The following is a 12,963-nucleotide window of genomic DNA, read 5'->3' as shown; positions in this document are numbered from 1 at the left end:
CATCTGCCTATGTCCGAGCTGTGCTCCGTGCCGCGCGTCTCGGAGCGCTTTGCCCAGAGCAATGCGCTCGACGAGGATATCGCGCGACTCAAATATGTTTCGGGTAAACGTGAGGAGGCCCTTCGCCGTCTGGGAATTCGGACGGTGGGGGACCTCCTTCTCCATATCCCTCATCGCTACCTGGACTTCACTCGCTCGTGGTCCATCGAGATGGCGCCCATCGGTACCGTGTGCACGATCATTGCCACGGTTGACCGTATCGTCCAAAAGCGGCCCCGTCCGCGCATGCAGGTGGCCGAAGTTTCGCTTGTGGACGAGACGGGCGTGCTGCAGGTCGCCTTTTTCCGTCAGCCTTGGATTGCCCAGCAGCTCAAGCAGGGCGACCGCCTGGCCGTGATGGGCAAGGTCGAGTTTGCCTACGGCTTTAAGCAGATGGCCTCGCCTCACTTCGAGAAGCTCGAGGAGGGGCGTGCTGCCGGCACCATCCTGCCGGTCCACTACGTGAGTGACGGCGTGAGCCAGGCGTGGATGCGCCGTATCGTAAGCGGCGCGCTCGAGGTTGTCGGCAATCCGTTTGATCCCATTCCCGCCCCGCTGCGCGTCAAGCGCCGCTTGATGAGCAATGCCCGTGCGCTTCGATCGATTCACTTTCCCTCGAGCATGGCCGAGCGCGATATCGCGCGCCGGCGTCTTGCCTACGAGGAGTGCCTCTACCTGCAGCTGGCGTTGCGTCTGCGCAACGACGGCGGCTTGGTCGAGGTGGTTCCCTACGTCCATACTGCGGGTGAGCATCTGGCCACACTCAGACAGGCACTCCCGTTCTCACTGAGTGACGAGCAGGAGGCCGCGTTCCAAGACATCCTGCGCGATATGTGCGATGGCGAGCGCGTGATGAACCGCCTGCTGCTGGGCGACGTCGGTACCGGCAAGACCGCCGTTGCCGCCTGCGCGCTGGCTGTGGCTGCCGATAGCGGCACGCAGGCCTGCGTTATGGCGCCCACGGGCGTGCTGGCGCGTCAATATGCCGATAAGACCGGCCCCTTGCTCTCGCGGGCTGGCATGACCTGGGCGCTCCTGACGGGCGCCACGCCGGCGTCCGAGCGCGAGCGGATTCATGCCCAGCTGGAATCGGGCGAGCTCGACGTCCTTTTTGGAACCCACGCGGTGCTTTCGGATAACGTGGCGTTTAAGCATCTGTCGCTCGTGGTCATCGATGAACAGCACCGGTTTGGCGTCGGCCAACGCAACGCCCTGCGCGCGAAGGGCCCTGGTGCCGATCTGCTCGTTATGACGGCAACGCCCATCCCGCGTACGCTGGCGCTTTCGGTCTACGGCGATCTGGACACGAGCATCATCCGCCATCGGCCTGTTCCTGGCGCTGGCGTGTCGACACGTGTGCTCACCGAGTCGAGCCGTGACCTCGCCTATGGCGCCATCCGCGAGGCGCATGAAAAGGGTCAGCAGGCCTACGTGATATGCCCGCTCGTGGAGCCGAGTGACTCGGCCGATGAGTTGGAGGACGTGCCCGGTATCGCCCGCGACGACGAGGGCCGCGTGACGGTCCCCGTGCCGCTGCACGATACGGCGACCGAGCTCGATCGCCTGCGTCTGGCGTTGCCGGGTCTTACCATCGAGCGCCTTCACGGCCGCATGCCAGCGGGGGAGAAGGACCAGGTTATCGATGCCTTCAAGCGCGGCGAGATCGATGTGCTTGTCTCGACTACGGTGGTTGAGGTGGGCGTCGACGTGCCCAACGCCACCGTCATGGTCATCGAGAACGGTGAGCGCTTTGGGTTGGCGGCCTTGCACCAGCTGCGCGGTCGCGTGGGCCGTGGCAGCGTGTCGGGCACGTGCCTGGTCATGACGCACTCCAAGGGCAACGGCGGCGCTTCGGCGGCACAAGATCGCCTGCAATCGCTCGAGAAGACCTCGGATGGCTTTACGCTCGCCCAGATGGACCTGCGTCTGCGCCACGAGGGCGAAATCCTGGGGTACCGCCAGCATGGCGGTGTGACCCTGCGCTTTGTCGACCTGGATGCCGACGAGGAGCTGATCGAGTGGGCCCATTTGGACGCGGTCGAGCTCTTGCGGTATGCTTGCAACCTTGACTCCGTGGCGACGCGCCCCCTGCGCGATGCGGTCGCCATGCGATATCGACACATTTTTAAGGAGGTCAGCGGAGGATGAGAATCATCGGCGGCGAATGGCGCGGTCGTAAGATCGAGGAGCCCCGTGGTCGCGATGTCACCCGCCCCACGACCGATCGCGTGCGCGAGGCATGCGCATCTATGGTCATGTCGGCATTTGACTTCGATCTGGACGAGGTCCGCGTGCTGGACGCCTTTGGCGGCTCCGGCGCTTTGGGTATCGAGATGCTCTCACGTGGTGCCCGCTCGCTCACGACGTTCGAGATCGATCGGAATGCCGCGCGGCTCATTACCAAGAATATCGAGTCGCTCTGCCGTGACCGTGCGCGTTGGCGCGTGATAACGGGCGACATGCTGGCGAGTGCCTCGCGCGGTCGTGTGCCGGGCGGCCCCTTTGATCTGGTCCTGCTCGACCCGCCCTATGCTTTTGGTGCCGAGCCGGTCGAGGGGCTGCTGCAGAACCTGGCTCAGCAGGGTCTGCTTGCACCTGGCGCTTATACCCTGTTTGAGCATGCCGCCGCCGATGCGGGCGCGCATCCGGCAGGCTTTGAGATCGTGCGCGAGAAGCGCTACGGCATTACCTCGGTCGACCTGCTTCGTTGGGTCGGCGATGACGATGGTGAGGGCGATAGCGCCGGCGTAGATGCCGACAACAACGATGCCACGACGTTTCAGGAGGACGCCCATGAATGACACCATCAACCGCGTGATCGTCCCGGGCACCTTCGATCCCATCACGTTTGGCCATATCGATGTGATCCGCCGCGCCCGCCGCATCTTCCCCAGCGTTATCGTCGCTGTTGCCGAGTCGCAGGGTAAAAACGGCGTGGGCACCACCTTTATGCTCGACGAGCGCGTGGCGCTGGCCCGCGAGGCGCTCGGCGGCATCGAGGGTGTCGAGGTTCTGCCCTTTACCGGCCTGTTGGTCGACTTCGCACGCGAGCAGGGCGCCGGTGCCGTGGTCAAGGGCCTGCGTGCCATGACCGACTTTGAGTACGAGCTTCAGCAGGCCGACCTCAACTACCGCCTGGACAACGAGCTGGAGTCCATCTTTGTCATGAGTGCGCCGCAGTACGGATATATCTCGAGCTCGGTGGTGCGCCAGATTGCCTCGCTCGGTAGTGACGTATCGACGTTTGTGCCGCCCAACGTGGTCGAAGCGCTCAAACATCGCTTTTCGTGACGTTTTTTATTGCCTGGTGGCATGTGGTAAACTAGCACGATGATATGTTACCTATGAAAGGAGACCGGATGCCGGGCGAGAATTTTCCTGGCGATAGGATCGTCAGCTTGGTCGATGAGCTCGAAGGGCTGATCGAGGAAGCCAAGCCGCCTTTCGGCAAGAACGCTCAGTTCAAGGTCATCGACGCCGACGTGTTCTTCAACATCCTCGACGAGATCCGCATGAGCTATCCCGAGGAGTGGCAGAAGTCCCGCCGTATCCTCAAGGAGCGCGAGGAGCTTATGGCTTCCGCCGCCGCTCAGGCCGACTCCATCATTGCCGACGCTCAGCAGCAGGCCCTCACCATCGCCGGTGAGCAGGAAATTGTCCGCCTAGCGCAGCAGCAGGCCGATGATATCCGCGACCGTGCCCAGCAGTACGAGCGCGAGACGCGTTATGCCGCCGAGGACTATGCCGAGCAGGTCTTCACGCACCTGGAGGAGAACCTTAAGAGCCTGACCGGCACCGTCACCCGTTGCCGTCAGCAGCTCAATGAGGGTGCCGCCCAGCAGAATGGTCAGTGGTAATGGCTGAGTTCCCGAGTGTTACCGTCGATCTTTCCGAGCAGCTCGAGTTTCCCGGAGACTCGTATCCGCTGACCGGTAAGGTCGATGTCGCCACCTACACGGTGGGCGAGAAGGAGTACCAGCTGCAGGATGGTATTGACTATGACGTGGTCTTTACCAATGCCGGCACCGGTGTTCTGCTCACGGGCATGGTCCGCGCGCACGCTGCCGGCGAGTGCGATCGCTGCCTGGAGCCCGCTTCGTTTGACATTGCCGGCGAGATCGAGGAGTTCTACCTCTTTAACGAGCCCGAGGATCCCGAGGCCTACGAGGACGGCTACGAGCTACTGGGCGAGGATCACATCGTCGATCTGGGCGAGCCCATCAACGACGCGGTCGTCATGGATACTCCGTTCGTGGTGCTCTGCAAGCCCGATTGCCGCGGTCTTTGCCCGGTCTGCGGTGGTAATCTCAACGTCGAGCAATGCGATTGCGCTGCCCAGGCAGAGGCCGAATGGGCCGAAGCCACGGAAAATCCATTTGCAGCATTGAAGAATCTCAAGCTTGACGAGTAAAACTGTGGTAGTATCGCTACTTGCGCGTAATCGCCATACTGGATAGTTCATAAGGAAGGTCACTATGCCCGTACCTAAACAAAAGCAGGGTCGTATCCGCACTCACACCCGTCGATCCGCCAACATGAAGATCTCAGCTGCGGCTCAGTCCACGTGTCCCCGTTGCGGCGCTGTCAAGCTCCCGCACCACGTGTGCCCCAGCTGCGGTTTCTACAAGGACCGCGAGGTTATCGTTACCGAGTAACGGTATACTCTGGATACGATGCCGTTCCAAATGGAACCACAATGGCCGGCTCAATGAGTCGGCCATTTTTGTATAAGGAGCATGTATATGAGTAACGTTCGCGTTTGTGTAGACGTTGTGGGCGGAGACGAGAAGCCCCAGGTTGTCCTCGATGGTATCGAGGCCGCCCTTGCGACCGACCCCGATATCGAGGTCCTGGCTGCCGGCCCCGCCGAAATCGTCAACCCCTTCGCCGCCTCCCATGCGCGCGTCGAAGCCCTGGAGGCTCCCGACGTTATCGCCATGGACGACGATCCCATTCGTGCCGTGATGACCAAGCGCAAGTCTTCGATTGTGCTTTCCTGCCGTGCCATTAAGAAGGGCAACGCAGACGCGTTCTTCTCTGCTGGCTCCACCGGTGCCATGACCGCTGCCGCCACCGCCTATGTCACGCCCTTTAGGTATATGGCCGAGGGCAAGAAGCAGCCGGTGCGTCCGTGCCTGACCAATGCGCTGCCCAACCGCGCCGGTGGCCTGACGGTGCTGTGCGATATGGGCGCCAACCCTGATGTCGAGGTCGACGACATGGTTCGTTTTGCCCAGATGGGTAGCGCCTATGCCCGCGTCGTCTTGGGCATCGAGCATCCCCGCGTGGGCTTGCTCGGCAATGGCACCGAGGACGAAAAGGGTTCTAACTTTACCAAGGCCTGTTTCCCTGCTATGAAGGCCGCCGTTCCCGGCTTTGTTGGTAACTGCGAGGGCACCGACCTCACCTCAGGCAACTTCGATGTCGTCGTTGCCGATGGTATGTCGGGCAATATTGCGCTCAAGGCCACCGAGGGCGCTGCCAAGTTTTTGCTGCAGGAGCTCAAGGGTGTCTTTATGTCTTCGCTCGGCACCAAGATTGCCGCGCTGCTCATCAAAAAGCAGATGCGCGAGATTAAAGCCAAACTTTCGGGCGACGCCAAGGGCGGCGCGATTCTTTTGGGCCTGCGCGGCGTGGTCCTGATCGGCCATGGTGCCACCTCGGTCGAGGCTGTCAAAAACGGTACGCTCGCGGCGGCCGAAGCCGTGCGCGCCGGGCTGGTCGAGAATGTCGCCAACTCTATGGACGGTATCGTTTTATAAGAGCGAGTTAGAGCGCTGTTATGTGCTTCGCGGTGCACGTCGTGGGGTAGAATCAGAACCGTGTCTTGGTGCCGCCCGCGCGGCGCCAATCTTTTGGTATTCATGCACTATGAGAGGAAGCGCTATGGACCGCTCCGAAATCTTTGACAAGATCGCCGAGGTCGCTGCTGACGTTCTGGGCGTCGATGTTGCCGAGATTAGCGATGAGACCACGTTTGACGATCTCGATGCCGATTCGCTCGAGCGTCTGCAGCTGGTGACGGCCATCGAGGACGAGTTCGACCTCGAGATCGATGACGAGACCCTGCTGTCGCTCAACTCTGTCGCCGACGCTGTCGACGCTATTGAAAACGCCAAGGAGGCCTAAGTCTTGGCTTTATCTCAACGACTCGCGCGCGCCCAGGAAATCCTGGGCCACGAGTTCAATAACAAGGTGCTGCTGCGCGCGGCGCTCACGCACCCTTCTGCCGTGGAAGGTCAGCCCGTCTCGGCGAGTTATGAGCGCCTTGAGTTTTTGGGCGATTCCATTTTGGGCGCCGTGGTTGCCCGCTCGCTCTTTGAGTCCTATCCGGAGTTTGACGAGGGCAAGCTTACGCGCCTGAAGGTGTCGCTCGTCTCGGGCGCCACGCTGTCCGAGGTGTCCCATGAGCTGGGCATCGACGACATCATCATCTTTGGTGCCTCCGAGACCGGCACGGGCGCGCGCGGTCTGCACTCGGCGCTCGAGAACGTCTACGAGTCGCTCGTGGGCGCCCTGTACCTGGATGCCGGCTGGGATGCGGCGGCGGAGTTCATCCACCGCACGCTTAAGCCGCACCTGGCCTCCGAGCGTGCCGAGCATCCTGCGAACCCCAAGTCGTTTTTGCAGGAGTGCGTGCAGGCCGACGGCCACGAGCCTCCGGCGTACAAGCTCGTTGGCTCTGAGGGCCCGGCACACGCGCCGACCTTTACCGCCGTGGTGCTCATCGACGGTATTCGTCAAGGCCGCGGCACCGGTTCCTCCAAGAAGGAGGCCGAGGGTGCCGCTGCGCTCGAGGCGCTCGACCGCATGGGCTACACCACCAACGGCGTGATTCTCAACAAGAAGCCTGTTTAAGCGAGGAACCGTGTATCTCAAGTCCCTCACGCTCAAAGGGTTCAAGTCGTTTGCCGACCGCGCCCACATGACGTTTGAGCCGGGCCTGACCGTCATCGTCGGTCCCAATGGCTCGGGAAAATCGAACATCTCCGACTCGATTCTGTGGGTCCTGGGCGAGCAGAGCGCCAAGCAGCTGCGCGGCCAGGCTATGGAGGACGTCATCTTCTCGGGCTCGTCGGCGCGCAAGCCGGTGGGTGTTGCCGAGGTCACGTTGGTGCTCGATAACTCGGACCATATGCTGCCCGTCGACTTTGATGAGGTCGCCATCACCCGTCGTATGTATCGCTCGGGCGAAAGCGAGTACCTCATCAACTCGAGCCCGTGCCGTCTGATGGACATCCAGGATATCCTGCACGATTCGGGACTGGGCAAGGATACGCATTCCATCATCAGCCAGGGCAAGCTCGATGCCATTTTGCAGAGCCGCCCCGAGGAGCGCCGTGCCCTCATTGAGGAGGCCGCCGGTATCTCCAAGCACAAGCGTCGCAAGGAGCGTGCGCTCAAAAAGATTAAGTCGATGGACGAGCACCTGACCCGTGCCCGCGACATCAATAAGGAGATCGCCCGTCAGCTGCGGCCGCTGGAGCGTCAGGTCGATCGCGCGCGCAAGTACAAAGAGCTGTCCTCGCGCGCGAACGAGCTTACGCAGATGCTGGCCGTCGACGAGCTCCGTTCGCTGCAATCGCAGTGGAACGACCTGGAGAGCCGCTCTAAGGAGGGCGCCGCCGAGCTGGAGCTCGCGCAGTACCGCCTGGGTGAGAAAGAGCGCGAGCTCGAGAAGCTCCAGGTCATGCTCGAAGAAAAGGGCCTGTTTGTGGGCGACTTGGGCGAGCAGCGCCGACATATGCAAGATGTGGTCGGTCGCATTAACTCCGACATGCGCCTGCTCGAGGAAAAGGGCCACAACATGGTGTCGCGCCTGTCCGACATGCGCGGCCAGATCTCGAGCTCCGAGCATCAGCGCCGTCGCGTGGTCGAGGAGCTCGAGGATGCGCGTGCCCAACTCGAGGAAGTGACCGGCGCGCGTATGCAGGCCCAGGAGGACGTCGACGCCGCTGGTCCTGCCGCCGCCGAGCTCCACGAGCGTCGCGTTGCGCTCGGCAATCAGATTTCGCAGCTCACGCGCGAACAGCGCGATGTGCAGCGCGTTGCCGATAATGCTGCGCTCGAGCTCGCCAAGGTAAAGGATTCGCTTTCCAATGCCGAGGTCGAGGACAACATGTATGCCTCGCGCCTGGAGCAGATCGACGAGCAGCTCGAGGAGGTCACGGCATCGCTTGATAGCCGCCGCAACCGTGCTGAGGAGCTCGAAGGCGCGCTCGACCAGGCTCGTCAAGCCCAGAGCGATGCGCGTGAGGCTACCGAGGTCGCCCGTGCAGCCCTTAAGGATTTGCGTAATCGCGAGAGCGAGGCGCGCAACAAGCTGTCCGAGGTGCGCTCGGAGCTTTCCAGCCAAAAGAAGCTTGATGCTCGCATGGCCGACAGCTCGCCGCTCGTAAGCCGTCTGGTGGGCGCGCTGGGCGATGATGTTTCGGGCCGTCTGGGCGATGTACTCGAGGCACCGCGTGAGCTTGAGGGCCTGGTTGAGCAGCTGCTCGCCGGCGATATCGATGCCCTGCTGTTCGATAACGCTGCCGCACTTGAGCGTGCCGGTCGCGCTGCCCTGGACCAGAAGAAGGCCTCGGGTGAGGCTCTGCTGGTGGCGCGCAGTGTGAGCGGCCCTGCGGCCGCCGAGGGCGCCGCCGGCACCCGTCTTGTTGATTGCCTGTCCGTGCGTGCCGGCTACGGTCCGGTCGTCGAGGCCTTGCTTGGCGGCTATTACGTGGTCGATGACTTGGCCGCCGCGCTGTCCGCGCCGGTCGTTGATGGCGTGACCTATGTGACTCCCGATGGCGCACGCGTTGCCTGCGGCGGCCTGGTTCGCGTGGGGCTTGATGCCGGCGAGGCTTCGGGCGCCTTGGAGCGCAAGCGCCGTATTCGTGAGCTGGAGGGCCTGGAGCCCGATTTGACTGCCGTGTTTGAGCATGTGTCGGACCAGGTTGTCGAGGCCAACGCGGCCGTCGAGGAGGCGCGTTCCGCCGAAGGCGATGTGGCCGGCGAGATTGCCCGCCTTGAGGGCGAGCGTCGCTCGCTGCTCTCCGAGATCGGCCGCCTGGAGCAAAGCGCCAACAATGCCGAGGTCGAGCGCGTGCGCATTTCCAAACGCCGCGAGCAGGCTGCCGAGGCCGTTCGTGCCGCTCGTCCACGCGTGGATGAACTTACTCGCTCGCGGGACGAAGCTCGTGCGCAGGCGAGCGACTTAGGTCTTCAGATTGCCGAAGCCAACGACGATCTCGACCGCGTGCGTCGCGACGATTCCGAGGCCGCCGGCAAGCTCGCCGACGCTAAGGTGCGCCTGGCTCAGACGAGTGAGCGCCTGCGTTCTCTGAAGGGCCGCGTGCCCGACCTGGAGCATCGCCTGGAGGGCATCGACCGCCGTATCCGCGGAACACGCCAGGCCTCGCGCTCGCTTGAGCTGCTGCGCCTTCGCGTCGATCCCATGCACGAGCGCTATTCTGCCCTGTTGGAGCGCGCCTCGGACTGGGCTGCGCGCCTGCGCGATCAGGCAACGCTTGAGGAGGCGGACTCGGCTTCGCTTAAGAAGACCATCGAGGACGCCAAGGCCGAAGTCGCTCGCGCCAAAGAGAGGGTCGATGCTGCCGTCACGACGCAAAATGAGTTCAAGGTGGCGCGCGGCAAGCTCGAGGTGCAGGTAGAGGCTGCCATTAAGGCCATCACCGCCGACGGCACCACGGTGCTCGAGGAGGCGCTCATGCTGCCGGCGCCCACCGATCGCGACGCCGCCGAGCGCGAGCTTAACCAACTCGTGCGCCAGATCAACAACCTGGGTCCTGTGAACCAAGTCGCCATGGAGGAGTACGAGCAGCTCAAGCGCCGCGCCGATTACATCGAGGAGCAGCTGGCCGATCTGGAGAGCGCGCGCAAGGCGCTCACCAAGATCACCGTGGCGATCGATCGCAAGATGCGCAAGGCCTTCCTGGTGACCTTTGAGAAGGTCGATGCGAACTTCCGCGAGATCTTCGCCATGCTCTTCCCGGGCGGTCAGGCGCATCTGGAGATGACCGACCCCGAGCATCCGGCCGAGACGGGCATTGAGGTCGTGGCGCAGCCGCGCGGCAAGCGCATCACCAAGATGATGCTCATGTCGGGTGGCGAGAAGAGTCTGACGGCGCTCGCCCTGCTCTTTGCCGTATACCGTACGCGCACGGTGCCGTTCTATGTGCTGGACGAGGTCGAGGCTGCGCTCGACGACGCCAACCTGTCTAAGCTCATCGGTGCTCTCGATGTGCTGCGTTCCGATACGCAGCTCTTGGTAATCTCGCATCAGCGCCGTACTATGGAGGACGCTGACGTCCTTTATGGCGTCTCGATGCAAGCCGACGGCGTCAGTCGCGTCGTCTCGCAAAAACTCGATCGCGAAACCGGAAAGGTCGTGAATGCATAATGGGATTCTTTGACGCACTCTCGCGCGGACTTGAGCGCAGCCGCGAGGCCCTCAACGAGGTCTTCTACTTTGGCGGTGAGGTCGACGAGGATTTTTGGGAGGATCTTGAGGACACCCTCGTCATGGGTGACATGGGCGCCGAGGTCGCCATTCAGGTCTCCGATGACCTGCGCGATGCCGCGGCCAAGAAGAACCTCAAGACCGCCCCGCAGCTTCGTCGCGCCCTGGCCGAGCAGCTCGAGGGCCATTTTGTGCCTGTTGAGCGCGACCCGTTTTCCGATACGCCGAGCTGCGTGCTGTTTGTCGGTATCAACGGCGCCGGCAAGACCACCACGGTCGGCAAGATTGCGAGCGCCATGGCCGCCCGCGGCAAGAACGTGGTTATCGGTTCGGCCGACACCTTCCGCGCCGCCGCTATCGAGCAGCTCGATGTGTGGGGTCAGCGTGCCGGCGTACCGGTTATCAAGCGTGACCGCGGTTCCGATCCGGCGAGCGTGTGCTATGACGTGCTCGACGAGGCCGATAAGCGCGGCAGCGACCTGGTGCTCATTGATACCGCCGGTCGTCTGCACACGAGCCCCGAGCTCATGCGCGAGCTCGCCAAAGTGGTCAATGTGACTCGTAAGCGCGCCGCCAATATGGCCGCCGGTCCCATGCCGGTCTCGGTCGTGCTTGTGATCGATGCCGCCACTGGTCAGAACGGTCTGAACCAGGCGCTCGAGTTTAACGAGGCGCTGGGCCTGGACGGTATTATCATGACTAAGCTCGACGGCACGGCTAAGGGCGGTATTGCCATGGCCGTGGCCGAGAAGCTCAAGCTCCCGATCCTTCGCATCGGCGTGGGCGAGCAGGTCGATGACCTGCAGGAGTTTAACGCCAAAGATTTCTGCCGCGCCCTGGTGGGCGAGTCCAACTAAGGAGTAACCAGTGTTTGATTCCCTGAGCGATCGCCTCAACGACACATTTGACCGCCTACGCGGCAAGGGTAAGCTGACCGAGGCCGATATTACTTCGGCCATGCGCGATATTCGCATGGCACTGCTCGAGGCCGACGTTAACTTTAAGGTCGTCAAGGAGTTCGTCGCCAAGACCAAGGAGCGCTGCATGACCGCCGAGGTCATGGAGTCGCTGTCGCCGGCGCAAAACGTCGTCAAGATCGTGCTCGACGAGCTCACCGAGATGCTCGGCTCCACCGAGAGCAAGCTCGTCTTTAGCAACCGCATTCCCAATGTCATTATGCTCGTGGGCTTGCAGGGCTCCGGTAAGACCACGGCGGCCGTAAAACTGGCCTACCTGCTCAAGAAGCAGGGCCGCTCGCCGCTGCTCGCCGCGTGCGATGTCTACCGTCCCGCCGCTGCCGACCAGCTGGCCACGCTCGGTGGCGAGATCGGCGTGCCGGTCTTCCGCGGTGACGGCGCGCACCCGGTCGATATTGCCAAGGGCGCCATCCAAGAGGCCGTCGACCACCTGCGTGACGTGGTCATCGTCGATACCGCCGGTCGTCTTCAGATCGACGAGCAGATGATGCAGGAGGCCGTCGACATCAAGAAGGCCGTCAAGCCCGATCAGGTGCTGATGGTCGTCGATGCCATGACCGGCCAGGATATCGTCAACGTCGTCTCGACCTTTGCCGAGCGCACCGACTTTGACGGAGTGATCATCTCCAAGCTCGACGGCGATGCCCGTGGCGGCGGCGCGCTTTCCGTGCGCCAGGTGACCGGCAAGCCCATCAAGTTCGTGAGCATGGGCGAGAAGCCCGATTCGCTGGAGCCGTTCTATCCCGATCGTATGGCCAAGCGCATTCTGGGTATGGGCGACGTTGTCGGCATTATTGAGAAGGCCCAGGAGGCGGCCGACGCCGAGCAGCTCGAGGCTGCCGAGCGCATGCTGCGCGAGGGCTTCACCATGAATGACATGCTCGACCAGATGAAGGCCGTCAAGAAGATGGGCGGCATGAAGGGCATCCTGGGCATGCTCCCCGGCGGCCAGCGTGCGCTCAACCAGATGGGCGGCAACCTGGACGAGGGCATCTTCGACAAGAACGAGGCCATCATCATGTCGATGACCAAGGAGGAGCGCCTTCGCCCCTCCATCATCAACGGTCAGCGCCGTGCCCGCATTGCCAAGGGCGCCGGCGTGACCCCCACCGAGGTCAATAGCCTTATGAAGCAGTGGGGCGAGATGAACAAGATGATGGGCCGCATGCGCACGATGGCCAATCAGGCGCAGGCCGGCGGCAAGAAGGGCAAGAAGGGTAAGAAGGGCAAAAAGATGCGCATGCCCAATATTCCCGGTCTGGATGCCATGGGGCTGGGCGGCATGGGCGGCCTGGGAACGGGCGGCCCCAAGTCCGATATGGACCTGCTGCGCCAGATGGAAGCGCAGATGCGCAACAAGAAGTAACGACTAGTTGAGTCGTGTATGGCGAAGGCCGCCTGGATGGTATTCCAGGCGGCCTTCGCCGTTTGTTCGCTGGTTGTCGCACGCGTGGAAGCGCGTTCTCGACGAGGTGCTTGCCG

General features: G+C 62.6%; 12 protein-coding genes. All 12 read left to right on the top strand.

The window, feature by feature from the left end; all coding sequences use genetic code 11:
• Positions 1-9 precede the first annotated feature (9 nt).
• Complete coding sequence (recG, locus tag AB5Z25_RS06680) at positions 10-2,187, top strand: ATP-dependent DNA helicase RecG (protein WP_368135105.1); 2,178 nt, start codon at positions 10-12, stop codon at positions 2,185-2,187.
• Positions 2,184-2,840 (top strand): 16S rRNA (guanine(966)-N(2))-methyltransferase RsmD, encoded by a 657-nt coding sequence (gene rsmD / locus AB5Z25_RS06675; protein ID WP_368135104.1) that lies wholly within the window; start codon positions 2,184-2,186, stop codon positions 2,838-2,840. Before recG ends, rsmD begins: the two co-directional genes overlap by 4 nt.
• Positions 2,833-3,330 (top strand): pantetheine-phosphate adenylyltransferase, encoded by a 498-nt coding sequence (gene coaD / locus AB5Z25_RS06670; RefSeq protein ID WP_368135103.1) that lies wholly within the window; start codon positions 2,833-2,835, stop codon positions 3,328-3,330. Before rsmD ends, coaD begins: the two co-directional genes overlap by 8 nt.
• A gap of 68 nt (positions 3,331-3,398) precedes the next feature.
• The gene (locus AB5Z25_RS06665; RefSeq protein WP_040358176.1) at positions 3,399-3,896 is read left to right on the top strand and encodes an ATP synthase subunit B family protein; all 498 of its coding nucleotides are present in this window, start codon (positions 3,399-3,401) and stop codon (positions 3,894-3,896) included.
• Entirely contained in the window at positions 3,896-4,450 is a 555-nt protein-coding gene (locus AB5Z25_RS06660) for a YceD family protein (protein WP_368135102.1), read from the top strand. Before AB5Z25_RS06665 ends, AB5Z25_RS06660 begins: the two co-directional genes overlap by 1 nt.
• A gap of 64 nt (positions 4,451-4,514) precedes the next feature.
• Positions 4,515-4,694, top strand: coding sequence for a 50S ribosomal protein L32 (gene rpmF, locus AB5Z25_RS06655; RefSeq protein WP_022094017.1), 180 nt, complete (start codon positions 4,515-4,517; stop codon positions 4,692-4,694).
• A gap of 87 nt (positions 4,695-4,781) precedes the next feature.
• Positions 4,782-5,801 carry a phosphate acyltransferase PlsX gene (gene plsX, locus AB5Z25_RS06650; RefSeq protein WP_368135101.1) on the top strand — a complete coding sequence of 340 codons (1,020 nt, stop codon included), beginning with the start codon at positions 4,782-4,784 and terminating at the stop codon, positions 5,799-5,801.
• Between the two features lie 124 nt (positions 5,802-5,925).
• Positions 5,926-6,168 (top strand): acyl carrier protein, encoded by a 243-nt coding sequence (locus tag AB5Z25_RS06645; protein ID WP_117583422.1) that lies wholly within the window; start codon positions 5,926-5,928, stop codon positions 6,166-6,168.
• A gap of 3 nt (positions 6,169-6,171) precedes the next feature.
• Complete coding sequence (gene rnc, locus AB5Z25_RS06640) at positions 6,172-6,897, top strand: ribonuclease III (protein ID WP_117583423.1); 726 nt, start codon at positions 6,172-6,174, stop codon at positions 6,895-6,897.
• A 10-nt stretch (positions 6,898-6,907) separates the two neighbouring features.
• Positions 6,908-10,444, top strand: a complete 3,537-nt coding sequence (gene smc / locus AB5Z25_RS06635) for a chromosome segregation protein SMC (RefSeq protein ID WP_368135100.1) — start codon at positions 6,908-6,910, stop codon at positions 10,442-10,444.
• Complete coding sequence (ftsY, locus tag AB5Z25_RS06630; RefSeq protein ID WP_117564147.1) at positions 10,444-11,361, top strand: signal recognition particle-docking protein FtsY; 918 nt, start codon at positions 10,444-10,446, stop codon at positions 11,359-11,361. Before smc ends, ftsY begins: the two co-directional genes overlap by 1 nt.
• A 10-nt stretch (positions 11,362-11,371) precedes the next feature.
• On the top strand, positions 11,372-12,847 hold the full coding sequence (ffh, locus tag AB5Z25_RS06625) for a signal recognition particle protein (RefSeq protein WP_035138144.1): 1,476 nt from the start codon (positions 11,372-11,374) through the stop codon (positions 12,845-12,847).
• The last annotated feature ends 116 nt before the right edge of the window (positions 12,848-12,963 follow it).

The sequence above is a fragment of the Collinsella aerofaciens genome, assembly GCF_040910325.1.
Lineage (GTDB): Bacteria > Actinomycetota > Coriobacteriia > Coriobacteriales > Coriobacteriaceae > Collinsella > Collinsella aerofaciens_BL.
This window is presented reverse-complemented; position numbering and strand designations above follow the sequence as displayed.

Excerpts from the sequence above, each read along its gene's own strand:
- recG (WP_368135105.1), top strand. The coding sequence starts at position 10 with ATGTCCGAGCTGTGCTCCGTGCCGCGCGTCTCGGAGCGCTTTGCCCAG.
- rsmD (WP_368135104.1), top strand. The coding sequence starts at position 2,184 with ATGAGAATCATCGGCGGCGAATGGCGCGGTCGTAAGATCGAGGAGCCC.
- coaD (WP_368135103.1), top strand. The coding sequence starts at position 2,833 with ATGAATGACACCATCAACCGCGTGATCGTCCCGGGCACCTTCGATCCC.
- AB5Z25_RS06665 (WP_040358176.1), top strand. The coding sequence starts at position 3,399 with ATGCCGGGCGAGAATTTTCCTGGCGATAGGATCGTCAGCTTGGTCGAT.
- AB5Z25_RS06660 (WP_368135102.1), top strand. The coding sequence starts at position 3,896 with ATGGCTGAGTTCCCGAGTGTTACCGTCGATCTTTCCGAGCAGCTCGAG.
- rpmF (WP_022094017.1), top strand. The coding sequence starts at position 4,515 with ATGCCCGTACCTAAACAAAAGCAGGGTCGTATCCGCACTCACACCCGT.
- plsX (WP_368135101.1), top strand. The coding sequence starts at position 4,782 with ATGAGTAACGTTCGCGTTTGTGTAGACGTTGTGGGCGGAGACGAGAAG.
- AB5Z25_RS06645 (WP_117583422.1), top strand. The coding sequence starts at position 5,926 with ATGGACCGCTCCGAAATCTTTGACAAGATCGCCGAGGTCGCTGCTGAC.
- ftsY (WP_117564147.1), top strand. The coding sequence starts at position 10,444 with ATGGGATTCTTTGACGCACTCTCGCGCGGACTTGAGCGCAGCCGCGAG.